Below are 24,886 nucleotides of genomic sequence, written 5' to 3' on the forward strand. Positions count from 1 at the left end.
CCTTTGAGCGGCGACAACCGCCGCTGAACGCCCATCTCGAAGGAGAGCAGTCGCAGTGCTCCGCACCCACCAAGCCGGCACCCTGCGTGCCGGACAGGCCGGACAGACCGTCACCCTCACCGGATGGGTGGCCCGGCGGCGCGATCACGGCGGCGTCATCTTCATCGACCTCCGCGATGCCAGCGGCGTCGCCCAGGTCGTCTTCCGCGAAGGCGAGATGGCCGAGCGCGCGCACGCGCTGCGCTCCGAGTTCTGCGTCAAGATCGTCGGCGAGGTCGCGAAGCGCCCCGAGGGCAACGCGAACGCCGAGATCCCCACCGGCGAGATCGAGGTCCTCGCGACCGAACTCGAGGTGCTGTCCGAAGCCGCGCCGCTGCCGTTCCCGATCGACGACCGCGTCGACGTGGGCGAGGAGATCCGCCTCAAGCACCGCTACCTCGACCTGCGCCGCAGCGGCCCGGCCGCGGCCATGCGCCTGCGCAGCGAGGTCAGCCGCGCCGCGCGCGAGGTGCTGCACGCCCAGGACTTCGTCGAGATCGAGACCCCGACGATGACCCGCTCGACGCCGGAAGGCGCGCGCGACTTCCTGGTGCCCGCCCGGCTCAAGCCCGGCTCCTGGTACGCCCTGCCGCAGTCGCCGCAGCTGTTCAAGCAGCTGCTCATGGTCGGCGGCATGGAGCGGTACTACCAGATCGCCCGCTGCTACCGCGACGAAGACTTCCGCGCCGACCGGCAGCCCGAGTTCACCCAGCTCGACATCGAGATGAGCTTCGTCGAGCAGGACGACGTCATCGCGCTCGGCGAGGACATCGTCTCCGCGCTGTGGAAGCTGATCGGGCACGAGATCCCGCGGCCGATCCCGCGCATCACCTACCACGAGGCGATGGCCAAGTACGGCTCGGACAAGCCGGACCTGCGCTTCGACCTCGAGATCACCGACATGACGGAGTTCTTCGCCGACACGCCGTTCCGCGTGTTCCAGGCCCCGTACGTCGGCGCGGTCGTGATGGCGGGCGGCGCCGACCAGCCGCGTCGCCAGCTCGACGCGTGGCAGGAATGGGCGAAGCAGCGCGGCGCGCGCGGCCTCGCGTACATCCTCGTCAACGAAGACGGCACGCTCGGCGGCCCGGTCGCGAAGAACCTGTCCGAGACCGAGCGCGAGAACGTCGCCGCCGCGGCGGGCGCCCAGGCCGGCGACTGCATCTTCTTCGCCGCCGGCAAGGCCGCGTCGACGCAGCCGCTGCTCGGCGCCGCGCGCGACGAGATCGGCAAGCGCCTCGGCCTGATCGACGAAGACGCCTGGTCGTTCGTGTGGGTCGTCGACGCGCCGCTGTTCGCGCCGGTCGAGGACATCGGCGACGACGTCGCCGTCGGCTCCGGCAAGTGGACCGCCGTGCACCACGCCTTCACCTCGCCGACCCCGGAGTGGATCGACAAGTTCGAGCAGGACCCGGGCAACGCGCTGGCCTACGCCTACGACATCGTCTGCAACGGCAACGAAATCGGCGGCGGCTCGATCCGTATCCACCGCGGCGACGTCCAGAAGCGCGTCTTCAGCCTGATGGGCCTCGGCGAGGAGGAGGCCCAGGAGAAGTTCGGCTTCCTGCTCGACGCCTTCGCCTTCGGCCCGCCGCCGCACGGCGGCATCGCGTTCGGCTGGGACCGCATCGTCATGCTGCTGGCCAAGGCCGACTCGCTGCGTGACGTGATCGCGTTCCCGAAGACCGGCGGCGGGTACGACCCGCTGACCGCGGCGCCGGCGCCGATCACGGCGCAGCAGCGCAAGGAGGCCGGCATCGACGCGAAGCCGGCCCCCGCCCCGCAGAGCTAGTGCTGCACCTGAGGGCCGTGTGCCCGCCGGACCAGACCGCCGAGGCGCTCGACGTCCTGCGGGCGCACGCCGGCACCGCGCACCTGATCGTGCACCGCGGTGCCGCCGTGGAGCCGGCGGGCGACCTGGTCGAGGCCGACATCGCGCGCGAGGCGGCCGACGAGATCGTCGAGGCGCTGTGCGGGCTCGGCCTCGACCACTCCGGCGGCATCACGCTCGAAGCGCTCGACACCGCGCTCTCCGACGCCGCCGACGAAGCGGAGGAGGCCGCGCCGGGTGAGGGCGCGGACGCCGTCGTGTGGCAGGAGCTGCTCGGCCGCACGGGTGAAGAGTCGCGGCTCAACGTGACGTTCCTGGCGTTCCTCACCATCGCCTGCCTGCTCGCCGCGGTCGGGGTCCTCACCGACTCAGCGGTGACGATCGTCGGCGCGATGGTCGTCGGCCCGGAGTTCGGGCCGCTCGCCGCCCTGGCGGTGGGCCTGGTGCTGCGGCGGTGGGACCTCGTCCGGCTGGCCGGCGCGGCGCTGGGGGTCGGCTTCCCGCTCGCCATGGTCGTCACGCTGGGCGGGGCGCTGCTGGTGAAGGTGACCGACGTCTTCGGGGCGCAGGCGTTCGAGCTCAAGCAGCACAACGAGGTCGATTTCGTCTTCTCGGTCGGGGTACCGTCCCTGGTCGTCGCGATGCTCGCGGGCGCGGCGGGAATGCTCGCCATGACGTCGGCGAAGTCGGCGGCGCTGGTGGGCGTGTTCATCTCCGTGACCACCGTGCCCGCCGCCGGTTACGCGATGGTGGCGGCCGTGGCGGGGGAGTGGGGCCGATGCGTCCAATCGGTGGGTCAGCTGCTCGTCAACCTTCTCGGAATCGTTGCAGCAGCGGCCATTGTGTTGATCGTGCGCCGGAATGGGCAACGTTCACCGGTGGGGATGCGTCCGCTTTCACGCGGGTGACCCGTATCCGGGTGGGATGCGTCTTCTTGTCCGGATGTCAGTAGTCATGGTTGCTCAGTCACGAGTAGGGTCGGTGACAATGACAGTCGACACCTCCTCCTCCGGCGACGCTGGGGTCGGGGCAGGAGCCGAGCAGCTCGCCGTCGCCGCGGCGGTCGCGGCGGGCGAGTCTGTTCTTTCGCGCCGGTTCGGCAGCGCGATCACCCTGGTCGCCCCCGAGGACCTCGCGGGGAGCGGACCGGCGACGGTGGTCCGCGCCAGGGTGGTGTCGTCTTCGTTCGCGTTGCCGCGCACGGTCGTGGTCAAGCACTACCCGGATCCGCCGGGGCCCGGCGCCGACCCGTTCGCCCAGGAGGCGGTCAGCTACCAGCTGTTCACGGCGCTGGCCCCGGACGAGCGGATGTGCCCGGAGTTGCTGGCCCACGACGGCCGCGACCGCGCGCTGGTCCTGGAGGACCTCGGCGGCACGCCGACGCTGGAGGACAAGCTCTACGCGCGTGATTCCCGCGCGGCCGAGCGCGCGCTGCTGTCCTGGGCCCGGTCGCTGGGGCGGCTGCACGCGAGCACCGCGGGCCGCGAAGCGGACTTCAACGCTTTGCTGCGCCGCCTGGGCGCCCCGGCGAAGGGCGACGAGAGCGCGGTCGACGAGCTGTGCGCGGCCGTACCGTCCCTGATCCAGGAGCGCTTGGGCATCCCGGTCCCGGCCGAGGTCGACGCCCAGGTGACGGCGGCCTTGGAGCAGTCCCGTTCGGCGGGCTTCCGCGCGTTCAGCCCGGTCGAGCTCAGCCCGGACAACAACCTGGTGACGGGCGAGGGCGTCCGCTTCCTGGACTTCGAGTACGGCTGCGTCCGCTCGGCCCTGGTCGACGCGGCGCACCTGAGGCTGCCGTTCGCGAGCTGGCCGGACGCGCTGGCCCTCCCGGCGGGCATGAGCGAGGCGATGATCGCGGCCTGGCGCGCCGAAGTGGTGGGCGTCTGGCCGGCGTTCGCCGATGACGACGCGCTGGCCGAGCACCTCACGACCAGCGAGCTGCTGCGGGTGTGGCTGATCACGGGGGAGGAGCTGGCGTCGCTGGATCTGTCCCGGCACGCGGCTCCGGTGAGCCGTGAAGCGGCTTTCGTGACCTGGTGGCGGGACCTGGCCAAGCACGCCGGGTACGTGCGGATGACGGCGGTGTCGGAGTTCGCGGCCCGGGTGGCGGCGGCACTGGCGGCCCGGTTGGGTCCGCACGCCGACCTGGCGTTCTACCCGGCGTTCCGCTGACCTCGAGCCCCCCGATGTGGCCTTCGGTGCGTGAGACGCATCGAAGGCCACCTTGGGTGCGTCTGACGCAACCAAGGCCACATGGGGGCGCTGGTCTCTTCCGTCGGCGAACGGGACATTTCCGGCGCCGGTGAGGTGAGCGTCAAGAATTAGGCGCGGTGTCGAAGTCGCGTTACCTCGTCCTCACCGGCCGTGAGCCTCCGTGGCCGATGGTCGGGGGCGTGACCGTGCTGAGTGTCGAAGTCACTCCCGAACCCTCCCGGCCCGTGCTCGCCGCCGTACCGGAGCCGCAACCCGAGCCCAAGCGCGCGCGGCGGCTCGTCGTGCTCGGGGATTCCACCGCCGTCGGGCTCGGGGACCCGCTGCCCCGGCGGGGTGGGTGGCGCGGGGTCGGCCCGCTGGTCGCCGCCGCGCTGGGAGTGGGGCCCGAGGGGTACCTGAATCCCTCCTTCACCGGGGCGCGGATGCGGTGCGTGCTCACCGAGCAGGTGCCCGCCGCCCTCGCGCACCGGCCGGATGCCGCCCTGCTCGTCGCCGGGATGAACGACACCCTTCGGCCGGACTTCGACGCCGCCCGCATCGCCGGTGACCTCACCGAGGTGATCCACCGGCTCCGCGAAGCCGGGACGACCGTCGTGCCCGTCCGGTTCCACGACCACAGCAAGGTCTTCCGCCTCCCGCCGTCGCTCAAGCGCGCCCTCAGCGCCCGCGTCGCCGAGCTGAACGCGGCCATCGACGAGGTCGTCGCCCGCGAAGGCGTGCCCTGCCTCGACCTCGACCGGCTTCCCGGCGCCTACGAACTCGAGTCGTGGAGCGTCGATCGCCTGCACCCGTCCGAGCTCGGTCACCGGATGCTCGCCGAAGGCTTCACCGGGCTGCTCGCCGGGGCCGGGTTCGCCGTGCCGGAACCGGTGAGCCTCACCTGCAGCGGCGGCGTCGAACCCAGCGCCGCGGGGCACGTGGGGTGGCTGGTGCTCAAGGGGATCCCGTGGCTCTGGCGCCGCGGCCGCGAGTTCCTGCCCTACGCCGCGGTCATCATGTGGAACTCGTTCCGCGCCCGCTGAACACCCGCAGCGCTTCCGCGTCCGAAGCCGGATCGCGGACGAAGAAGTCCGCCCACTCCTCGATGGCCGGGTACGCGCAGTGCTCCGCGAGGAACCGGCACGCCGCTTCGACGTCGTACTCCGTGCGCCGCAGCTCGACGCCGTCGCCGAGCAGCGCCCAGTGCGCACCCCTTGCCCCGTAGGGCATTCCGACGCTGCCCGGGTTGACGATCAGCCGCCGGTCGGCCAGCCGCACGAACGGCATGTGCGTGTGGCCGCAGACCACCGTGCGGGCCGTGACGCCGTCGAGGACCTCCGCCCAGCGTTCGAGCGGGCTGTCGACGAGCACGATCTCCGCGTCGTCGCGCGGGGTCGCGTGGCAGAACAGGACGCCGTCCAGCGTCACCGTCAGGGGAAGGGCGTCCAGGAACGGCAGATCGCCGGGACGCAGCTGCTTCGCCGCCCACGGGAAGATCGGGTCCGGGACGAAGTCGCCGGCTCCGCGCGCGGACGCCGCCAGCTCGCGGTCGGCGTTGCCGCGCACCCACACCGCCCGCGGGCCGAGCGATTCCAGGCGCGACAGGGTCTCCACCGGCATCGGCCCGGCGAGCGCGTCGCCGAGCAGCACGATCCGGTCCGCCGCCACGACGTCCGGCTCGGCCAGGACGGCCTCCAGCGCGGGCAGCACCCCGTGGACGTCGGACAACACCGCCACCGTCATCGGTCCACCATCGGGCACGGCAGCGCCCCGGGCGAGGGGTTTCGCCCAGGGCGCAACCGGTGCTACCCGACCGAGAGGGGCAGCTCGCGCACCCCGGTCATGTTCGGGTTGACCTGGAACTTCGGCGGCTCACCCGGGATCGTGCGCAGCGCCGGGTAGCGGTCGAACAGGATGTCCAGCGCCACGCGGCCCTCGAGCCGGGCCAGCGGCGCGCCGATGCAGAAGTGGATCCCGCGGCCGAACGCCAGGTGCGGGTTCGGGTCGCGCAGCGGGTTGAACGCGTCCGGGTCGGCGAACACCCGCTCGTCCCGGTTGGCGGCCGCCACCCACACCAGCAGCATCTGGTCCGGCGGCACGGTCACCCCGCCCAGCTGGACCTCACGCGTCGCGGTGCGGGCCACCGCCGCGAACGGCGAGAGGTAGCGCAGCGACTCCTCGATCGTCGACGGCAGCAGCGCCCGGTCCGCCCGGACGCGCCGGTCCCACTCCGGGTGCGTGTCCAGGCACAGCACCGCGTTGCCGAGCAGCATCGTGGTGGTGATGTGCCCGGCCAGCAGCAGGACGTTCGCGAAGTTGACGACTTCGTTGCGCGTCAGCCGTTCCCCGTCGACCTCGGCCTCGACGAGCTTCGTCAGCAGGTCTTCCCGCGGCTGCTTGCGCCGCTCGTCGACGTGCGAGGCGAGGTACTCGGCAAGCGCTTTCTGGCCCTCCAGGGACTTCTGGACCGACTCCTCCTGGGACTTGGTCTGCTCCTTCAGCGAGAACTGTTCCGAGGAGTCGAACAGCTTGTCCACCCAGCCCTTGAACAGGTACCGGTCGCTCGCGGGGACCCCCAGCAGCTCCGCGATCACGATCACCGGCAACGGGTAGGCCAGGTCTTCGACGAGTTCGAGCCGTCCGTCGCCGCCGGCCGCGTCGAGCATTTCGTGGGTCACCGCGGCGATGCGCGGTTCCAGGTCGGCGACGACCTTCGGCGTGAACGCGCGGCTGACGAGCTTGCGCATCTTGTTGTGCAGCGGCGGGTCCAGCTGCAGCAGGTTGCCCGCCGACATTTCCTTCAGGTCGGCGTCCTTCATCATTTCCTGCGGCACCAGCCGGGTGGTGTCCGAGGAGTACGTCGCCGGGTCGCGGAGCACCTCTTCGGCCTCCGGGTGCCCGTAGACGTTCCAGAAGCCGAGCTCGGGCGCGTGCTGCACCCGGGCCTCCGGCTGCTTCCCCCGCAGCCAGAACTGGGATTCGTGGAGTCCCCAGGTGTCGGCGAGTGTGGTGGTCATGTCCGCCCCTTCTTTCCCCTGTGCGGCCCCGGGATCGCACCGGGGGCCTTGGCGGGATCGTGTGCGTAGATCCCTTTCCGGTAGCCCGAAACGAGTGCCTCGAGCGCCGAACCCAGTTCCGCCGCCACGTCCGCGACCGCCCGGGGATCGGGTTCCCCCGCCGGTTCGAACGCGGTGCGGATGATGTGCGCGAGGACGGCCGCCTTCTCCTCGAGGGCGATCCCCTCGAACTCGTCGGACAGCGTGTCGCCGAGGTAGAAGCCGAGCGTCGCGGCGTTCAGCGCGTAGCTGATGTTCGGGACGTCCGCGCGGATCAGCCCGCGCCGGAGCATCGCGTCCTCGAACTGTCCGCGCAGTTCGTCCTGCTGCTTGCGCAGGGCGAGGTCGCCGAGCGAACCGAACATCTCGGCGTTGCCGCGCAGCATCGCCATCACCAGCGGACGGCGGTGCGTGACGAGGAACGACGACGAGATCATCCGGTGCGGCAGGATCATCGCCGGGTCGGCCTTGATCGACTCCAGTATCTCGTCGCTCAGGTCGGCCGACTCGCGCATCATGAGCGCTTGGAACAGCAGTTCCTTGTTTCGCCAGTGCAGGTAGACGGTGCCCTTGCCGATGCCGACCGCGCGCGCGATGTCGTCGATCGCCACCTTGCGGTAGCCCATGCGCAGCAGCAGCTCGCCCGCCGCGTCCAGGATGCGGTCGGCGCGCTCGCGGTTCGGATGACTCATGCGGTTCCACCTGCGGATTCGTTGAACGTTTGACCTGTTGACCAGAATCGCACTTTCGGTCAACCGGTCAGCGCGACGGTAGCGCGGCCGCCGGTGCCACGGCAAGAGGTCTTGTCGGTGCCGTCGGTTAACGTCATCGGTGTGGCACAGGACGAGCTCTTCACCGTGAACGCCGATGTGGCGCCCCCGCCGGCGCCGACGGGGTCGAACGCGGGCGAACCCCAGGCGGACCCGGCGAGCTCGCCCCTGGCCGTCCGGATGCGGCCGCGCTCGCTCGACGAGGTCGTCGGCCAGCAGCACCTGCTGCGCGAAGGCGCCCCGCTGCGGCGCCTGGTCGAAGGGGCCGCGCCGGCGTCCGTGCTGCTCTACGGCCCGCCCGGCACCGGCAAGACCACCCTGGCCAACCTCGTCTCGATCGCCACCGGCCGCCGGTTCGTCGCGATGTCCGCGCTGTCGGCCGGGGTCAAGGAGGTCCGCGGGGTCATCGAGGAGGCCCGGCGGCGGCGCCAGTACAACACCGAAAACACCGTGCTGTTCATCGACGAGGTGCACCGCTTCTCCAAAACCCAGCAGGACGCGCTGCTCGGCGCGGTCGAGGACCGCACCGTGCTGCTGGTCGCGGCGACCACCGAAAACCCCTCGTTCTCGGTCGTCTCGCCGCTGCTGTCGCGGTCGCTGGTGCTGCAGCTGCGCCCGCTGACCGACGAGGACATCACGCAGCTGCTGGAGCGCGCGCTGGCCGACGAGCGCGGCCTCGGCGGCGAGCTGACGCTGAGCGAGGACGCGCGCGCCCACCTCGTCCGGCTCGCGGGCGGGGACGCGCGGCGCGCGCTGACCGCGCTCGAAGCGGCGGCGGACGCGGCCTCGGCCACCGAGGCGAAGGTGATCGACCTCGCCATCGTCGAGTCCACAGTGGACAAGGCGGCGGTGCGCTACGACCGCGACGGCGACCAGCACTACGACGTGATCAGCGCGTTCATCAAGTCCATCCGCGGGTCCGACGTCGACGCCGCGCTGCACTACCTGGCCCGGATGATCGAGGCGGGGGAGGACCCGCGGTTCCTCGCCCGGCGGCTGGTCGTGCACGCCAGCGAGGACATCGGGATGGCCGACCCGACGGCCCTGCAGGCGGCGGTCGCGGCCTCGCACGCGGTCCAGTTCATCGGCATGCCGGAAGGCCGGCTCGCGCTGGCCCAGGCGACGATCCACCTGGCCACCGCGCCCAAGTCGAACGCGGTCATCACGGGCATCGACGCCGCGCTGGCCGACGTCCGCGCGGGGCTCGCCGGCACCGTCCCGCCGCACCTGCGCGACGGCCACTACGCGGGCGCCAAGAAGCTCGGCAACGCGCAGGGGTACCGCTACCCGCACGGCGTCCCGGAGGGCGTGCTGGCGCAGCAGTACCCGCCGGACGAGCTGGTGGGCCGCGACTACTACGAGCCCACCCAGCGCGGCGCGGAGCGGACGCTCGCCGAGCGCGTCCCGAAGCTGCGCCGGACGATCCGCGGGGAAAAGTGACCGCGGCGGAACAAAACCCGGGTGGTTGATCACCGGACGGGCCGGGGCGTCCAAGATCATCGGGTTTCGTAAGCTTCGCGCCTCGACGGGAGCCGGATCCGGGTCCCGGTGACCGCAGGAGGCGAACCCGTGCCCGCGACGCTGCAGTGCATCGTCCTGGATTGCCCGGAACCGGTCGTGCTCGCCCGCTTCTACCAGGCTCTGGCCGGCGGCGAGGTGGACCGGCCCGATCCGCGGTGGCGGGTCGACGAAGACTTCGCGACCCTGCACCTCGACGGGCTGGTCCTGGGCTTCCAGCGGTCCTTCGACTACCGGCCGCCGCGCTGGCCGGACCCGGGCTTCCCGCAGCAGTTCCACCTCGACTTCGAGGTCGACGACTTCCGCGAGTCCCACCGCCGCGTGCTGCAGCACGGCGGCCGCCTCCTCGACCCGGACCTCGGCGGCCGCGGCTGGCGCGTCTACGCCGACCCGGCCGGCCACCCGTTCTGCCTGCTGGGCGATTACTGAGCGCGGTTTCCGGGCACGATGAGGGCATGAGCGTCGCGTTTCTCGGAACCGGAATCATGGGCGCGCCGATGGCGGCCAACATCGCGAAGGCGGGCTTGGACGTCCGGGTCTGGAACCGGACCCGGGCCAAGGCCGAACCCCTCGCCGACGTCGCCACCGTCGCCGGTTCGGCGGCGGAAGCGGCCGAGGGCGCGGACATCCTCGTCACGATGCTCGCCGACGGCCCCGCCGTGGCCGAAGCGTTCGAAGCCGCTTCGCCCGCTTCGGGGACGTTGTGGCTGCAGATGAGCACGGTCGGCCTCGACTGGACCGACCGCCTGGCCGCGGCCGCGGAGAAGGCCGGCGTCGTGTTCGTCGACGCCCCCGTGCTCGGCACCCGCCGGCCCGCCGAGCAGGCGCAGCTGCAGGTCCTCGCGTCCGGTCCCGAGGAAGCCCGGCCCAAGGCCACCCCGGTGTTCGACGCGGTCGGCATCAAGACGCAGTGGCTCGGGCCGGCGGGCGGGGGCAGCCGGCTGAAGCTGGTGATGAACGCCTGGGTGCTGGCGCTCACCAACGCGACTGCGGAGAGCCTCGGCCTGGCCAAGGCGCTGGGCCTCGACCCCGCGCTGTTCCTGGAGACGATCTCGGGCGGCGGCCTCGACGTCGGCTACGCGCACGTCAAGGGCGGCGCGATGCTGGCGGGCGACTACCCGGCTTCGTTCCCGGCCGGGCTGGCGGCGAAGGACGCGCGCCTGGTGGTGGCGGCCGCGGGCGACGACGTCGACGTGGCGGGCGCGAAGGCGGTCCTCGCGCACCTGGAGGCGGCCGTCGAAGCGGGCCACGGCGACGAGGACATGGCGGCGCTCTACCGCGCGGTGCTGAAGGAGCGTTAGAGGAGCGTCGCCAGGCGGTCCACGCCCAGGCCGCTCGTCATCAGCCGCTCCTTCGCGTTGCCCAGCAGCCGTCGCGTCCACGGCGTGAAGCCGCCGTCGCCGACTTCGGTGAGTTCGCCGCCGAAGGACGCGTACACCTTGAAGCAGAGGCCTTCGTAGTACCCGCCCCGGCCGCCTTCGCGGTCCGGGAACGGGTGGACCGGCACCCCGGCGTCGTCGAGCAGGCCTTCGAACCGCGGGTCCAGCACCGTGACGCCGAGCGAGACCTCCGTGGCACCCAGCGCCCGGCACCCCGCGGCCAGCAGCCGGGCGTGCTCGGCGGCGTGCTGCCGCTCGAAGCCGAGGTTGCCGCTGTCCCGGCCCGCCGTCACCGCGCCGAACAGCGAGAAGTGCGCGAACAGCCCCGCGCCGGCTTGCTGGGCGCGCACCACCCGCTGCACCGCCGCCAGGCGGACCGGATCGGGACCGGTGCGCCGGACGGCCGCTTCCAGGGCCAGTCCCGTCGTGGGGTCCGCGGCGACCTCGGTGCCGCGGCCGGTCGGCACGACCCGGTGCTGCGCCAGGCCGGTCACCGCCGAGTGCGTCCCGAGCGGGGTCAGTGGCGACAGCGTGACCAGGTCGAACCCGGACGCGGCCGCCAGCAGGGTGTCCTCCACCCGCCGCAGCAGCCCGGCCGGCAGCGGGCTCGGCGCCACGAACCGGTCGGCCCGGTGCCGGCGCAGCACGTCCGGTCCGCTCAGCCGGGCCGCGCGGCGGCGCGCCACCTCCAGCTGGACCGTGGTCAGGTCGGCGCCGGGCAACGCGGCGAGCACGTCGGCCGCCTCGCCGCCCGGTCCGGCGAGCACCCGCCTGCCTGGTCCGTCGTCGTGGGCCACCGCCCAGGTGTACCGCCCCGCGGCGGCCCGGCGCGAGGCGTTTTCCGGGCCCGGCGGGGTGACACGGTCGGGGACCCGGCCAGGCGGTAACCTCACCAGCACCCGAGAACCGTGAACCGAGGAGGGCCCGTGTCGGCAGGGCAGATCGCCGCGTTGATCGCCGCAGGAGCATTCGTGGTGCTGGTCGTCCTGCTGGCGATCCCGCTGATCAAGCTCGGCAAGACGCTGGACGCGGCCACGGAAGCGATCGAGCGCACCAACAGCAACACCGACCCGCTGCTGATCGGCGCGAACCAGACGATCACGCACGTGAACACGCAGCTGGAGCGGGTCGACGGCATCACGTCGAACGCGCAGGCCGTCACCGGCAACGTCTCCGCGCTGACGTCGGTGTTCACCGCGACGCTGGGCGGCCCGCTGGTCAAGACCGCGGCGCTGTCCTACGGCCTGAGCAAGGCGATCCGCGCGCGCAAGAAGAAGAACGCGCTGAAGGCCGCGAAGAAGGCCGGCAAATGAGGCGGCTGTTCTGGCTCGGCGTCGGCGTGGTCGCCGGCGTCGCGCTGTCCCGCAAGGCCGCCGAAACCGCTCGTCAGGCCACCCCGGCGGGGTTAGCATCGAACCTGGGCGAGGCCGTGCGCGAGCTGGCCGGCGCCGTGGGTTCGTTCGGCGCCGAAGTGCGTGCGGGCATGAACGAGCGGGAGCAGGAGTTGCACGACATGGTCGAGGAGCGCTCGGGTGTCACGGCACCCCGCGCCGAAGGACGGCACGCCGCCGCCGCGCGGCGCCCGGTCCGGCGAGCTCGCCGGGCGGAGGGCTGATCCGGTCCTGCCCGGAACCCTTCCGCCGCCGCCGTCCGACCCCGTTCTGCACCACCAGCACAAGGACCTGACCCGTGGACACACACGAAATCACCGATCGCTTCCTGCGCCATTTCGAGAGCAAGGGCCACACGCGCGTGCCCAGCGCGCCGCTGATCCTCGACGACCCGAACCTGCTGTTCGTCAACGCCGGCATGGTGCAGTTCAAGCCGTACTTCCTCGGTGAGGCGCCGCCGCCGTACCCGCGCGCGACCTCCGTGCAGAAGTGCGTGCGCACGCCGGACATCGACGAGGTCGGCAAGACCACCCGGCACAACACGTTCTTCCAGATGGCAGGCAACTTCTCCTTCGGCGACTACTTCAAGGAAGGCGCCATCGAGAACGCCTGGGAGCTGATCACCAAGCCCCAGAGCGAAGGCGGCTACGGCCTCGACCCGAACCGCATCTGGGCGACGGTCTACGAGGACGACTCCGAGGCCGCGGGCCTGTGGCGCAAGCTCACCGGCCTGCCCGGCGAGCGGATCCAGTCGCGCGACGGCAAGGACAACTACTGGGACATGGGCGTGCCCGGTCCCGGCGGCCCGTGCTCCGAGATCTACTACGACCGCGGCCCGGCGTACGGCCGCGAGGGCGGCCCGGTCGCGGACGAGGACCGCTACATCGAGATCTGGAACCTCGTCTTCATGCAGGACGTCCGCGGCGAGCTGAGCCCCAAGCTCGGGCACAAGCCGATCGGCGAGCTGCCGAAGAAGAACATCGACACCGGCATGGGCGTCGAGCGCGTCGCGACGATCCTGCAGGGCGTCGAGAACGTCTACGAGACCGACCTCGTGCGCCCGGTCATCGGCCGCGCGGAGGAGTTCTCCGGCCGCCGCTACGGCTCGAACCACGCCGACGACGTCCGCTTCCGCGTCATCGCCGACCACGCCCGCACCGGCGTGCTGCTGATCGGCGACGGCGTCACCCCCGGCAACGACGGCCGCGGCTACGTGCTGCGCCGCCTGCTGCGCCGCATCATCCGCTCCTCGCGCCTGCTGGGCGTGCATGAGCCGGTGCTGCAGTCGTTCGCGAGCGTCGTGCGCGACACCATGGGCCCGACCTACCCGGAGCTCGTCAGCGGCTTCGACCGGATCAACGAGGTCGTCCGGATCGAGGAGGAGGCCTTCCTCTCGACCCTGACCAGCGGCTCGCGCATCTTCGACATGGCGGCCGAGGAGACCAAGCGCGGCGGCGGCGACGTGCTCGCCGGCGACAAGGCGTTCCAGCTGCACGACACCTACGGCTTCCCGATCGACCTGACCCTCGAGATGGCGGCCGAGCAGGGCCTGACCGTCGACGAGGACGGCTTCCGCACGCTCATGAACGAGCAGCGCACCCGCGCGAAGGCGGACGCGGCGGCCCGCAAGACCGGCCACGGCGACCTCTCGGAGTACCGGAAGGTCCTGGAGCAGCACGGCGAGACCGAGTTCCTCGGCTACACCGACCTGCAGGCCGAGGCGAAGGTCGTGGCGCTGCTCGAAGACGGGCAGCCGGTCCGCAGCGTCGCCGCGGGCAAGAAGGCGGAGCTGGTCCTCGACCGCACGCCGTTCTACGCCGAAAGCGGTGGCCAGGTCGCCGACACCGGCGTGCTGCTGGGCGACGGCGTCGAGCTGAAGGTCCTGGACGTCCAGAAGATCGTCCCCGGCCTCTTCGTGCACCGCGTCGAGGTGGTCGACGGCGAGGTCGGCCTGGACTCCAAGGTCACCGGCTCGGTCGACGCGCACCGCCGCCTGTCCATCGAGCGCTCGCACTCCGCGACGCACCTGGTGCATGCGGCCGTCCGCGGCGCGTACGGCAAGCGCGCGGCGCAGGCGGGCTCGCTGAACTCGCCGGGCCGCATGCGGTTCGACTTCACCACCCCGGGCTCGGTCTCGGCGGACGTCCTGACCGAGGTCGAGCAGGAGGTCAACGACTACCTGCAGACCAACGTCGAGGTGAACAGCTTCACCACGACCAAGGACAAGGCGCTCGAGCTGGGCGCGGTCGCGCTGTTCGGCGAGAAGTACGGCAACGACGTCCGCGTGGTCGACATGGGCGAGTACTCCCGCGAGCTCTGCGGTGGCACGCACGTCGACCGGATCGGCCAGCTCGGCCTGGTCAAGCTGGTCTCCGACGCCTCCATCGGCTCGGGCGTGCACCGCGTCGAGGCGCTGGTCGGAACGGACGCGCTCAAGTACGTCCGCAAGGAGCAACTGCTGGTCTCGCAGCTGGCGAACACCTTCAAGGTGCCCTCGGACCAGCTGCCGGGCCGCATCGACGACGTCCTGACCCGGCTGAAGAACGCCGAGAAGGAGATCGCGCAGCTCAAGACCCAGCAGGTGCTGGGCTCGGCGGGCGCGCTGGTCGACAAGGCGCAGGAGATCGGCGGCGTCACGGTCGTCGCCGAGGTCGTCCCCGACGTCGACGGCAACGGCCTGCGCGCGCTCGCCTCCGACATCCGCGGCCGGCTCGGCGCGCGGCCCGGCGTGGTGGCGCTGTTCTCGCCGGCCGGCGAGAAGCTGAGCTTCGTCGTCGCGACGACCAAGGCGGCCCAGGACAAGGGCATCGCCGCGGGCAAGCTCGTCCCGTCGTTCGCCGGGAAGATCGGCGGCCGGGGCGGCGGCAAGCCCGACATGGCCCAGGGCGGTGGCACGAACCCGGCCGGCGCGGCCGAGGCGGTCACGGCCCTCCGCTCGGCGATTGCCGGCATTGGTTAACCGCGGAAACCGCGGCCCGGATCGGCCGGGTAAGGACGATCCGGGGCGCGGCCGTCGGCTCGGAGTGGATGTCGGATCCGTCCGGGTCGGGGTGGCGCTGAGCGATCCGGCCCCCGTGCTCGCTTCGCCATTGGTTACCCTCTCCCGCGATGCGACCGACGACAGTGATCTGGACCAGCTGGCCGCCCTCGTCACCGAGCACGAGGTGGTCGAGGTGATCGTGGGGTTGCCGCGGACGCTCGCCAACCGGCAGGGTCCGGCGGCCGAGCTGGCGATCGCGTATTCTGAACGCCTGGCCGGGCGGATAGCGCCCGTGCCGGTCCGGCTGGGCGACGAGCGGCTGACCACGGTCACCGCATCCCGCATCCTCTCCCAGCGCGGGGTCAAAGGCCGCAAGCAGCGTGCGGTGGTCGACCAGGCCGCCGCCGTCGAGATCCTGCAGGCCTGGATCGACGCCGCCGCTGCGCACCGCGCCCGGGAGGGAGACCGATGAACGAGCAGCACCCCGAGCTGCCCCGCGGACGCAGGCGACTGCGCGAACCGGGACCGGCCACCCCGCCGCCGTCCCGTCCCGCACCTCGCCGCGAAGACCCGCGCGCGAGCGGGTACCACGAGCTGCCGCAGGCTTCGCGGCACAGCGGCGAGTACGACCTGCCCCAGCCGTCCCGCCGCGGCCAGGACGCCCCGCCGGCCGGCCGTCGCCGCCGCCTGGAGCCCCCGGCGCAACTGCCCCCGGCCGAAGCCGACTACGACCCCCGTGACGCCGAGCGCGCCGGCCCCGCCCGTGCCCGCCACGGCCTCGACGCGGGCGCCGACGGCCCGCCCCCACGCCGCCGTCGCGCGGCCCCCGAACCCGGCGAGGAGCCCCGGCGCCGTGCCCCAGGCCGTCCTCCGGCGCCGGAGGACGAGGTGCCCCCGCGGCGTCGCCGTCCCGGCCCCGAAGAGCCGGCCGAAGCCGAGGTGTCGCAGCCTCGCCGTCGCCGGCCGGCCCCCGAAGAGCCGGCCGAGGTGTCGCAGCTTCGTCGTCGCCGGCCGAGCCCGGATGAGCTGGCCGAAGCCGAGGTCGCCCGCCGCCGCCAGGCGATGCTCGACCCGGAAGCGGACGACGAACCGGCGCGCCGTCGCCGGCCCAGCCCGGAAGAGCTGGCCGAAGCCGACGCTGCCCGCCGTCACCAGGCGATGCTCGACCTCGAAGAAGCCGCCGAAGCGCAGGCCGCCCGCCTGCGCGGTGGCCCGGTCGACGAGGGCGCCGAGGTCGCGCGGCTGCGCGGGGTGCCCGACGCCGAGCCGCCGCGGCGCCGCCGTCGTGGTGAGCCCGAGGCCGGGCAGGCCCCGCGCCGCGGTCCGGTGCCCGACCCGGCCGAAGCCGAGGTGTCGCAGCCACGCCGCCGCCGGGCCGCCGAGCCCGAAGCCGAGTCGCGCCGCCGCCAGGCGGCCCTCGACCCCGAAGTCGAGTTCGACCCCCGCCGCGAACCCCCGCGGCGGCCCCGCCAGCCGGGTGACCGCTCTGTCGGCGTGCCCGAACCCGGGGCCGAGCCGCCGCGGCGCCGCCGTCCGCCGCCCCCGCCGGTGCGCGACGACCCGCCGACCGACATCATCCCCGCGCAGCCCCCGGCCGAGCCGGCCGCCGAAGAGCCCGAAGAGTTCTTCGCCGAGGGCGACGAATACGCGGAGTACGACGACTACGAGGACGAGCCGGCCAAGCCGCGCAAGAAGAAGGGCAAGCGCTTCCTGGGCTGGGTCGCCGCGATCGCGGTGATCGCGCTGCTCGCCGGCGGCGCCTACTACGGCTTCACCAAGTTCTTCGGCTACGAGGACTTCGACGGCGCCGGCGACGGCGACGTGCTGTTCCAGGTCGACGACGGCGACTCGACGTCCGCGATCGGCGCGAAGCTCACCACGGCGGGCATCGTCGCCAGCAGCAAGGCGTTCGTGAAGGCGGGCGAGGACAACCCGAAGCTCGCCCGGATCCAGCACGGCTTCTACGTGATGAAGACGCACATGTCCGGGGCGAGCGCGGTCGACCGGATCACCGCGCCGACCTCGCGCGTCGGCCAGCTGGAAGTCCGGCCGTACACGCAGTTCGACGACATCACCCAGCCCGACGGCAAGGTCACGCCCGGCGTGTACAGCCTGCTGGCGAAGGCGTCGTGCGCGCAGCTGGACGGCAAGAGCACCTGCGTGTCCGCCGACGACTTCCGCAAGGCCGTCGACGCGGCGGACCTGAAGACGCTCGGCGTGCCGGACTGGGCGATCGAGCCGGCGAACAAGGCCGACCGCAAGGACCGCAGGCTGGAAGGCCTGATCGCGCCGGGCCTCTACGACGTCAAGCCGGGGGCGAACGCGCAGGAGATCCTCGGGCAGCTGGTGAAGAGCTCGACCGACGCGATCCAGAACGCCGGGCTGAGCCCGCAGTCGACCGGGCCGGGCGTGACGCCGTACCAGACGCTGATCATCGCGTCGATCATCGAGCGCGAGGCGGTGAAGGCCGACTTCGGCAAGCTGTCGCGGGTGATCTACAACCGGCTGGCGATCAACATGCGGCTGCAGATGGACTCCACGGTCAACTACGTGCTGGACCGCCCGACACTGCTGACCAACGAGGGCGACCGCGTGAAGTCCGGCGCGTACAACACGTACAAGAACGCCGGGCTGACGCCGACGCCGATCTCGGTGCCGAGCGCGGACGCGATCCAGGCCGCGGTGCACCCGCCGGCCGGGGACTGGGTCTACTTCGTCAAGTGCGAGAAGAACGGCCTGTCCTGCTTCGCGGTCACCAACGACGAGCACAACAAGAACCGCGCCCTGGCCGAGGAACGCGGTGTCATCTGAGCCCCGCAAGGCAGCGGTCCTCGGGAAACCGGTGGCGCACTCGCTGTCCCCGGTGCTGCACGGCGCCGCGTTCGCCGCGCTCGGCCTGACCGGCTGGACGTACGAGCGCATCGAGACCGGCGCCGACGAGCTCCCGGCGTTGGTCGACGGCCTCGGCCCGGAGTGGACGGGGCTGTCGGTGACGATGCCGGGCAAGCGCGCGGCCCTGGACCACGCGGCCGGGGTGACCCCGCGCGCGGCCGCCGTCGGCGCGGCCAACACACTGGTCCGCACGGCCCGAGGCTGGCTCGCGGACTGCACGGACGTCGACGGCGTCACGGGTGCCCTCCGCGCGGCGGGCGGCTACGAGCCGTCCCCGGCGGACACGGCGGTCGTCCTCGGCGCGGGCGGCACCGCGGCGGCGGCGGTGGTCGGCCTCGCGGAGCTCGGCATCCGGCAGGTCCGCCTGGTGGTGCGCGAACCGGCCCGGGCGACGGAAACTCTCGACGCGGCGAAGCGGGCTTCCCTCGACGTCGACGTCCTCCGCTGGTCCGAAACGGACTTCGCCGCGCTGGCGTCGTCGGCGGTCCTGGTGAACACGGTCCCGCCGGCCGCGGTGGCCCCGCACGTGGCGGAGCTGGCGGCGATCGCGCACGTCCTCGACGTCATCTACCACCCGTGGCCGACCCCGCTGGCCGAAGCGGTGGCCGCCCGCGGCGGCCGCCTCGCGACGGGGCTGGACATGCTGCTGCACCAGGCGTTCGGCCAGGCCGAGCACTTCACCGGCCGGCCGGCCCCCCGCGCGGCGATGCGGGACGCGCTGCGCGAAGCGACCGGAAATCTGCTGCCGTTGCCGATCGGCTGACGCTATTCTGGTGGACTGCCCGAAAGAAGGGGGTCTGCACGGGATGAGCAGCCGGGAAGCACAGAGCGAGGCCGAGATCAACGCCGCGTGGGTCGGCGAACCACCGGAACTCAACTCCACGGTCACGCTGGTCGACTACGACCCGCGGTGGCCGGCGCTGTTCGAGCGCGAAGCCGCGCGGATCAGGGGGGTGCTGGGGGAGCGGGTGCTCGTGCTGGAGCACGTCGGCTCGACGTCGGTACCCGGCCTGTGCGTGAAGCCGATCATCGACATCCTCCTGGAGGTCCCGGATTCCGCCGACGAGGAGACGTACGTCCCGGCCCTGGAGGCGGCGGGCTACCGGCTGGTGATCCGCGAGCCGGACTGGGAGAAGCACCGGTGTTTCAAGGGCCCGGACACGAACGTCAACCTGCACGTGTACTCGCCGGGCAACGGCCAGACGCCCAGGTACCGCCTGTTTCGCGACCGCCTGCGTTCGCACCCGTCCGAGCTCGAGCTGTACGCGGCGACCAAGCGGGAACTGGCCGCTCGGACGTGGAAGTACATCGGCCACTACGCGGACGCGAAGACCGAGGTGGTGGAGGAGATCATCAGCCGGGCTCGCGCGGCGCAGTACGACGCGTTCAGCGAGTCCTACGCGACGCACGCGGAGAAGTCGGTGACGAACGCGTGGTACGACCGGCCCGCGATCGTCGAGCTGGCCGGCGACGTCTCGGGCCGGCGGGTACTGGACGTCGGCTGCGCGGCGGGGCACTTGAGCGCGCTGCTGGCCGCGCGGGGCGCGGACGTCTTGGGGGTGGACGCGAGCGCGGGGATGGTTTCGGTCGCCCAGCGGAAGTTCGGTCCGGTGGCGCGGTTCGAAGTCGCCGACGTGACCGAGCCGCTTGCTCTCGAGTCCGGTTCCTTCGACGTGATCACGGCTTCGCTGGTGCTGCACTACGTGAAGGATTGGGCGCCGATGCTGGCGGAGTTCCGGCGGGTTCTCCGGCCTGGAGGTGTTCTGGTGTTTTCGGTGCACCACCCGGGCGAGGACTGGCGCTGGTTCGAGCGGGAGAACTACTTCGAGCTGGAACTGCTGGAGGACGAGTTCCCGGCCGGACAGGTGGTGCGCTTCTACCGGCGCCCGTTGAGCTGGACGTTCACCGCGGTCCGTGAGGCGGGTTTTGCGGTGGACCGGCTGGAGGAGCCGATGCCGGCCGCGGAGGCGGAGGAAGCCGACCCGAAGTGGGCGGCGAACCTGCGCACGAAACCCCGGTTCCTGTACTTCCGGGCGGTCAGTCCCGCTTAGACAGTTCCTGGATCAGGTCCACGATCTCCCGGCTCACCGGCCGGAAGATCCGCAGCCGCGACAGTGCCGCCACCCGCGCCAGCAGCGGCACACTCCGCTCCACCAGCATCCGGCTCCGCTTCGTCCCCGCCGACCGGTCGTGGACCCAGAACAGCACCACGCCCATCTGGTACAGCCACAGCAACTCCGGCAGCTGCGCCCGCAGTTCCGGGTCCAGTTTCACGTCCGAGCCGTCGATGACCTCGCGCATCAGGCCGATCGACGCCTCCCTCGCGGCCGACGAGTCGTCGCTGAACGGGCTCAGCGGCGACTCGGGGTCGGCCGCGTTGACGAAGAACTGCGTGCCGAAGCGGTGGTAGGGCTCCGCGATGTCCAGCCAGCACAACAGCACCGCCCGCAGGCGCGCCGCGAACGCCTGCTCGCCGGCCAGCAGGGGGCGGGCCGTCTCGAGGTGCTGCCGGGCGATCTCGTCGTAGAAGCCCTGGATCAGCTGTTCCTTCGACGAGAAGTAGTAGTACGCGTTGCCGACCGAGACGCCCGCTTCGGCGGCGATAGCGCGCATCGTCGTGCGGTCGTAGCCGTTCTCGGTGAACAGCCGCATCGCGGTCGTGACGATCAGGGACCGCGTTTCCTCGCTCTTGGCCACGGGCTGCACGTTAGCGCCGGTTCCGTCAGTGCTGCGGGAAGGGCGGCATCCCCGGATAGGGGAGGGGCGCCGGCACGGGCTTCGGGGCCAGGTGGCGGCGGCGGATGCCGTTGAAGATCAGCACGTTCGTCAGGTGCATCACCCCGAGGATCAGCGCGACCACGCCGACCTTCACCGAGAGCAGCTCGAACACCTCGCGCGCGCTGAGCACGGTCGCCCGGCTGGTCAGGAACAGCGTCACGAACCCGAGGCTGATCAGGTAGAAGCCGACGACCAGCAGCTGGTTGACGGCGGTGGCGAGGCCCGGGCTGTCGGCGAAGACCTCGGCCAGGAAGGTGCGGCCGTGCTTGCTCAGCGTCCGGGCCACGAGAACGGTCAGCGGGATGCTGATCAGCAGGTAGAGCGCGTATGCGAGGACGACGGGGTCCATGGTTCCTCCAAGTTTTGAACGTGTTCAGGAAGACGGTAGCGCGCTTTTTGAACGCGTTCAAGAGAGTCGGGTCACGCCGACTCCGGCGACGTCACCCCGGGCAACCTGGCCGGCCCGGCTGAACGACGCCGCCGATCACCGCTTGGTCCGCGGGGACGTCGTCGTCCCACTACGGTGAGGTCATGCGCATCGCGATCCTCGACGACTACCAGGACGTCGCCCTGACCTTCGGTGACTGGGACTCGCTGAAGGCCGACATCACGGTCTTCACCGAGCCCCTCACCGACGTCGTGGGGCAGCTGCAGGGCTTCGAAGTGATCGTCGCGATGCGTGAGCGCACCCGGTTCCCGGCCGAGGTCCTGGACCGGCTGCCGGACCTGAAGCTGCTGGTCAGCACCGGCCCGCGCAACGCGGCCATCGACGTCCCGGCCGCGCGGCGCAACGGCGTCGTCGTGTCCAAGACCGGCTACCTGGGGGAGCCGACCGCCGAGCACACCTGGGCGCTGATCCTCGCCGCGGCGCGGAACCTGCCGCGGGAGTTCCGGTCCATGCGGGAGGGTGGCTGGCAGACGACCGTCGGCACCATGCTGCACGGCAAGACGCTCGGCCTGCTCGGCCTCGGCAGGCTCGGCGCCGGTGCGGCGAAGATCGGGCAGGCGTTCGGGATGGAGACCATTGCCTGGAGCCAGAACCTGACGCCGGAGAAGGCGGAGCCGCACGGCGTCACGGCGGTGTCGAAAGAGGAGCTGTTCGCGCGGTCGGACGTGCTGTCGATCCACCTGGTGCTCAGCGACCGCACCCGCGGGCTCGTCGGCGCGCCCGAACTCGCCGCGATGAAGCCGAGCGCGATGCTGGTGAACACCTCGCGCGGCCCGATCGTCGACGAGGACGCGCTCGTGGACGCGTTGCGGCGCAACGAGATCCGGGTCGCGGCGCTGGACGTCTACGACGTCGAGCCGTTCCCGTCCGACCATCCACTGAGGACACTCGACAATGCCGTCCTGACGCCGCACCTAGGCTTCGTCGCGCGCGAGACCTACGAGATCTTCTACGGCGACGCGGTCGAGGACATCGCGGCTTACCAGGCGGGGGAACCGATCCGGCTGATGGACTAGCTTTGGCGTGCGGCCCGCCGGGGCCCGAGGTCCCCGCACCGGCCCGGCGGCGGGCCCGCACGAGAACCATGACACCACCCGCGCGGCGCGCCCGGCAGGGTCCAAAGACCCTGTCGGCGGGTCCGTTCGGCTGAACGACGCGTGCGCCCGGGTCGTGAGTGAGAAACAGGGTTAGAACACTGTTTCTCACTCACGAGGTCGTCGCGGGCCGCTGCTCGTCGCCGGTGCCTCGGCCGCCGCCGTGACGGTGGTGGCCGGGGCCGGCCTCGGCCCGGGGCGTTCGACCGGACTCCGGTCAGCGGCTCACGAGAACGGGACCGCGTCCGGAGCGCAGGTGGTCCCGGCGGCCGGCGCGCTCAGCTCCGTCAGGTACCGCACGACCGCCGCCGAGGCGCACGCGCTGGGCGCGTCGAGGGACGTGTGGCCGTAACCCTCGACGACGAGCACCCGCCCGTCACCCAGCTCCGCCGCCGTCGCTTCCGCGTTGTGCAGCGGCGTCGCCGGGTCGAACCGGTTGTTCAGCACCAGCACGGGGTTCTTCCGCGCCCGGTTCCACGGCCCGGTGTACCGATCGGCGTCGTGGGCCGGCCAGCCGACGCACTGGGCCATCGAAAACACCGACCCCAGCCCGAAGTACGGCTGACGCGCACTCTCGCGAGCGGCCAGCGCGGTGTAGCCGGCGACCGAAGATGGGTTGTCGCTGTCGACGCACTGGACGGCCAGGAACCCGGCGGAGTGCGTCGGCACGTACGGGTCCAGCACCGGCGCGGCGGGCCCCGGGTCCGACGGCATCGCGGAAAGGGTCTGGGCCAGCCGCTTCCACCGGCCCGACTGGTAGAGCGCGCTGTCGACCGTCCGCATCAGCGAGCCGACGCCCTGGCCGCGGGACGCGCGGGCGAAGATCCCGGCGAACCGCTGCTTCGGGTCGCCCGCGGAGAACGCGCACCGGGGCCCGGCGGCGGCGCACACCGCGAAGAACTCGTCCAGCTCCCGCTGCTGAGCCCCGGCGACGTCGGCTCGGACGTCCACCGGCTGCTGCTCCTGGCCCGGTTTCCCGGTGGCGTTCGCGACGAGGTCGAGCGTGCCGTCGAGGGTCATCGCGCGCACCTTGTCCGGGAACAGGTTCGCGTACGTCCCGCCCAGGTACGTGCCGTAGGAGTAGCCGTAGAAGTTCAGCGCGGGGTCGCCCACGGCCTGGCGCAGCAGCTCCAGGTCCCGCGCCACGTTCGCGGTCGACAAATGGCTCAGCAGGGCACCCGAGGCGGCGCAGGCCCGGCCGGTCGCCGCGCTCGCCGCGAAGAACGCGTCCGGCTGCCGCAGCGGCGACCCGGCGGGCGGCAGGTGGTCGGCGCCGGGGCAGCTGACCGGTGACGAGCCGCCGATCCCGCGCGGGTCGAAGCTGACCAGGTCGAAGCGGGCGCGCAGCTCGTCGGGGTAGCGGGCGGCGAAGCGCGTCAGCTCGCCGACGCCGTCCGCGCCCGGGCCGCCGAAGTTGAAGAACAGCGAGCCGAGCCGCCGTCCGGGGTCGCTCGCCGGCAGCCGGATCACCGAGAGCGTGATCGAGGCACCCTTCGGCTCGCGGTAGCTCAGCGGCACGGCCGCGCCCGCGCACTGGAACTGCCCGTGGCACGGCGTCCAGCGCAGCGCGGGTACGGCGGCGCCGTTCGTGCCCAGCGCCGGGGGAGCGGTTTGCGGCGAAGGCGAGGGAGCGGGCACCGGCGCGGCCTGGGGCGCGCTGCAGGCGGCCACCAGCAGGACGGCCGCGAGGAGGACCCGCTTCACGCGCCCAATTCCGCCAGCACGGCGTCGGTGTAGCGCGGCCAGACCTCGGCCGCCCACGGGCCGAACGCGCGGTCGGTGAGGGCGACGCAGGCCGCGCCCGCGGGCGGGTCGACCCAGAGGAACGTGCCCGACTGGCCGAAGTGCCCGAAGGTGCGCGGCGAGCTGTTCGCGCCGGTCCAGTGCGGGCTCTTGTGGTCACGGATCTCGAAGCCGAGGCCCCAGTCGTTCGGCTTCTGGTGCCCGAAGCCGGGCAGCACGCCGGACAGGCCGGGGAAGACGACGTTCGTGGCCTCGGCGACGGTCGCGGGGTCGAGCAGCTCGGGCGCCTGCAACTCGGCGGCGAAGGCGACCAGGTCGTCCACTGTGGACACCGCACCCGACGCGGGCGAACCCGTCAAGGTGGTCGAAGTCATCCCGAGCGGGGCGAACAGCGCTTCGGCCTGGTACTGCGCGAAGGGGATGCCGGAGTGCTCGGCGAGCGCGTCGGCCAGCTGCTCGAACCCGGCGTTGGAGTAGAGCCGCCGCGTGCCCGGCTCGGCCATCGCCTTGTGCGTGTCGAACGCGAGCCCGGAGGTGTGGGCGAGCAGGTGCCGCACGGTCGAGCCCTCCGGCCCGGCCGGGGTGTCGAGCTCGACGACGCCCTCTTCGATCGCGATCAGCGCGGCGTAGGCGGTCAGCGGCTTGCTGACCGAGGCCAGCGGGAACTTCCGCGCGGTGTCGCCGTGGCGGCCCTGCACGGCCCCGTCGGCGGACACCACGGCCGTCGCGGTGTTGTCCACCGGCCACTCGTCGATCAGGCGCAGGCTCTCCATG

Annotated in this window: 23 protein-coding genes; 15 read left to right on the forward strand and 8 right to left on the reverse strand. The window is 72.2% G+C overall.

Annotated features, from left to right (window positions below; genetic code table 11):
- Nucleotides 1–55 precede the first annotated feature (55 nt).
- The 4 genes from aspS (at nucleotide 56) to ACLJQM_RS23380 (ending at nucleotide 5,106) form a co-directional block, all read left to right on the forward strand.
- Entirely contained in the window at nucleotides 56–1,831 is a 1,776-nt protein-coding gene (gene aspS / locus ACLJQM_RS23365; protein WP_360767316.1) for an aspartate--tRNA ligase, read from the forward strand.
- A complete protein-coding gene (locus tag ACLJQM_RS23370; RefSeq protein ID WP_247011699.1) occupies nucleotides 1,831–2,778 on the forward strand; it encodes a DUF389 domain-containing protein in 948 nt (315 codons plus the stop codon). Before aspS ends, ACLJQM_RS23370 begins: the two co-directional genes overlap by 1 nt.
- A 79-nt stretch (nucleotides 2,779–2,857) precedes the next feature.
- Entirely contained in the window at nucleotides 2,858–4,042 is a 1,185-nt protein-coding gene (locus tag ACLJQM_RS23375; RefSeq protein ID WP_410632761.1) for a phosphotransferase, read from the forward strand.
- A 209-nt stretch (nucleotides 4,043–4,251) separates the two neighbouring features.
- On the forward strand, nucleotides 4,252–5,106 hold the full coding sequence (locus tag ACLJQM_RS23380) for an SGNH/GDSL hydrolase family protein (RefSeq protein ID WP_360767476.1): 855 nt from the start codon (nucleotides 4,252–4,254) through the stop codon (nucleotides 5,104–5,106).
- Here the strand turns inward: ACLJQM_RS23380 and ACLJQM_RS23385 are convergent.
- The 3 genes from ACLJQM_RS23385 to ACLJQM_RS23395 all read right to left on the reverse strand — a co-directional run bounded on the left by ACLJQM_RS23385 (nucleotide 5,078) and on the right by ACLJQM_RS23395 (nucleotide 7,811).
- Nucleotides 5,078–5,806, reverse strand: coding sequence for a metallophosphoesterase family protein (locus ACLJQM_RS23385; RefSeq protein WP_247011697.1), 729 nt, complete (start codon nucleotides 5,804–5,806; stop codon nucleotides 5,078–5,080). The genes ACLJQM_RS23380 and ACLJQM_RS23385 overlap by 29 nt on opposite strands.
- A gap of 62 nt (nucleotides 5,807–5,868) precedes the next feature.
- The gene (locus ACLJQM_RS23390; protein ID WP_410632762.1) at nucleotides 5,869–7,080 is read right to left on the reverse strand and encodes a cytochrome P450; all 1,212 of its coding nucleotides are present in this window, start codon (nucleotides 7,078–7,080) and stop codon (nucleotides 5,869–5,871) included.
- The gene (locus ACLJQM_RS23395) at nucleotides 7,077–7,811 is read right to left on the reverse strand and encodes a TetR/AcrR family transcriptional regulator (RefSeq protein WP_410632763.1); all 735 of its coding nucleotides are present in this window, start codon (nucleotides 7,809–7,811) and stop codon (nucleotides 7,077–7,079) included. The genes ACLJQM_RS23390 and ACLJQM_RS23395 overlap by 4 nt, the downstream gene beginning before the upstream one ends.
- A 141-nt stretch (nucleotides 7,812–7,952) precedes the next feature.
- Here ACLJQM_RS23395 and ACLJQM_RS23400 point away from each other — a divergent pair, with 141 nt between their 5' ends.
- The 3 genes from ACLJQM_RS23400 (at nucleotide 7,953) to ACLJQM_RS23410 (ending at nucleotide 10,708) form a co-directional block, all read left to right on the forward strand.
- Nucleotides 7,953–9,329: a replication-associated recombination protein A gene (locus ACLJQM_RS23400; RefSeq protein WP_247011693.1), complete on the forward strand. Its 1,377-nt coding sequence runs from the start codon at nucleotides 7,953–7,955 to the stop codon at nucleotides 9,327–9,329.
- 129 nt (nucleotides 9,330–9,458) lie between these two features.
- Entirely contained in the window at nucleotides 9,459–9,836 is a 378-nt protein-coding gene (locus tag ACLJQM_RS23405; protein WP_247011692.1) for a VOC family protein, read from the forward strand.
- Between the two features lie 26 nt (nucleotides 9,837–9,862).
- A complete protein-coding gene (locus ACLJQM_RS23410) occupies nucleotides 9,863–10,708 on the forward strand; it encodes an NAD(P)-dependent oxidoreductase (protein ID WP_360767330.1) in 846 nt (281 codons plus the stop codon).
- Here the strand turns inward: ACLJQM_RS23410 and ACLJQM_RS23415 are convergent.
- Nucleotides 10,705–11,583: a hypothetical protein gene (locus tag ACLJQM_RS23415; protein WP_410632764.1), complete on the reverse strand. Its 879-nt coding sequence runs from the start codon at nucleotides 11,581–11,583 to the stop codon at nucleotides 10,705–10,707. The genes ACLJQM_RS23410 and ACLJQM_RS23415 overlap by 4 nt on opposite strands.
- Before the next feature lie 129 nt (nucleotides 11,584–11,712).
- Between ACLJQM_RS23415 and ACLJQM_RS23420 the strand changes: the two genes are divergently transcribed.
- The 7 genes from ACLJQM_RS23420 to ACLJQM_RS23450 all read left to right on the forward strand — a co-directional run bounded on the left by ACLJQM_RS23420 (nucleotide 11,713) and on the right by ACLJQM_RS23450 (nucleotide 20,100).
- Nucleotides 11,713–12,099 (forward strand): DUF948 domain-containing protein, encoded by a 387-nt coding sequence (locus ACLJQM_RS23420; RefSeq protein ID WP_247011689.1) that lies wholly within the window; start codon nucleotides 11,713–11,715, stop codon nucleotides 12,097–12,099.
- Nucleotides 12,096–12,401, forward strand: coding sequence for a hypothetical protein (locus ACLJQM_RS23425; protein WP_360767337.1), 306 nt, complete (start codon nucleotides 12,096–12,098; stop codon nucleotides 12,399–12,401). Before ACLJQM_RS23420 ends, ACLJQM_RS23425 begins: the two co-directional genes overlap by 4 nt.
- A 74-nt stretch (nucleotides 12,402–12,475) precedes the next feature.
- Nucleotides 12,476–15,136 (forward strand): alanine--tRNA ligase, encoded by a 2,661-nt coding sequence (gene alaS / locus ACLJQM_RS23430; RefSeq protein ID WP_410632765.1) that lies wholly within the window; start codon nucleotides 12,476–12,478, stop codon nucleotides 15,134–15,136.
- Nucleotides 15,137–15,200: 64 nt separating this feature from the next.
- On the forward strand, nucleotides 15,201–15,629 hold the full coding sequence (gene ruvX, locus ACLJQM_RS23435) for a Holliday junction resolvase RuvX (RefSeq protein ID WP_315863291.1): 429 nt from the start codon (nucleotides 15,201–15,203) through the stop codon (nucleotides 15,627–15,629).
- Nucleotides 15,626–17,968 (forward strand): endolytic transglycosylase MltG, encoded by a 2,343-nt coding sequence (gene mltG / locus ACLJQM_RS23440; RefSeq protein ID WP_410632766.1) that lies wholly within the window; start codon nucleotides 15,626–15,628, stop codon nucleotides 17,966–17,968. The genes ruvX and mltG overlap by 4 nt, the downstream gene beginning before the upstream one ends.
- A complete protein-coding gene (locus ACLJQM_RS23445) occupies nucleotides 17,958–18,812 on the forward strand; it encodes a shikimate dehydrogenase (protein ID WP_410632767.1) in 855 nt (284 codons plus the stop codon). The genes mltG and ACLJQM_RS23445 overlap by 11 nt, the downstream gene beginning before the upstream one ends.
- A 43-nt stretch (nucleotides 18,813–18,855) precedes the next feature.
- Entirely contained in the window at nucleotides 18,856–20,100 is a 1,245-nt protein-coding gene (locus ACLJQM_RS23450) for a GrpB family protein (RefSeq protein WP_410632768.1), read from the forward strand.
- On the opposite strand, the gene ACLJQM_RS23455 is transcribed toward ACLJQM_RS23450, so the two are convergent.
- Together ACLJQM_RS23455 and ACLJQM_RS23460 are read right to left on the reverse strand one after the other, a co-directional pair.
- Nucleotides 20,087–20,746, reverse strand: a complete 660-nt coding sequence (locus ACLJQM_RS23455) for a TetR family transcriptional regulator (RefSeq protein ID WP_410632769.1) — start codon at nucleotides 20,744–20,746, stop codon at nucleotides 20,087–20,089. The two genes, ACLJQM_RS23450 and ACLJQM_RS23455, sit on opposite strands and share 14 nt — an antisense overlap.
- Nucleotides 20,747–20,771: 25 nt before the next feature.
- On the reverse strand, nucleotides 20,772–21,176 hold the full coding sequence (locus ACLJQM_RS23460; RefSeq protein ID WP_410632770.1) for a hypothetical protein: 405 nt from the start codon (nucleotides 21,174–21,176) through the stop codon (nucleotides 20,772–20,774).
- A gap of 182 nt (nucleotides 21,177–21,358) precedes the next feature.
- Between ACLJQM_RS23460 and ACLJQM_RS23465 the strand changes: the two genes are divergently transcribed.
- Nucleotides 21,359–22,291: a D-2-hydroxyacid dehydrogenase family protein gene (locus ACLJQM_RS23465; protein WP_410632771.1), complete on the forward strand. Its 933-nt coding sequence runs from the start codon at nucleotides 21,359–21,361 to the stop codon at nucleotides 22,289–22,291.
- 303 nt (nucleotides 22,292–22,594) lie between these two features.
- Here ACLJQM_RS23465 and ACLJQM_RS23470 read toward each other — a convergent pair whose 3' ends face one another.
- Together ACLJQM_RS23470 and ACLJQM_RS23475 are read right to left on the reverse strand one after the other, a co-directional pair.
- The gene (locus ACLJQM_RS23470) at nucleotides 22,595–24,073 is read right to left on the reverse strand and encodes an alpha/beta hydrolase (protein WP_410632772.1); all 1,479 of its coding nucleotides are present in this window, start codon (nucleotides 24,071–24,073) and stop codon (nucleotides 22,595–22,597) included.
- Entirely contained in the window at nucleotides 24,070–24,885 is an 816-nt protein-coding gene (locus ACLJQM_RS23475; RefSeq protein ID WP_410632773.1) for a serine hydrolase domain-containing protein, read from the reverse strand. The genes ACLJQM_RS23470 and ACLJQM_RS23475 overlap by 4 nt, the downstream gene beginning before the upstream one ends.
- Nucleotide 24,886 lies beyond the last annotated feature (1 nt).

It is taken from the genome of Amycolatopsis sp. cmx-4-83 (assembly GCF_046548815.1).
Lineage (GTDB): Bacteria > Actinomycetota > Actinomycetes > Mycobacteriales > Pseudonocardiaceae > Amycolatopsis > Amycolatopsis pretoriensis_A.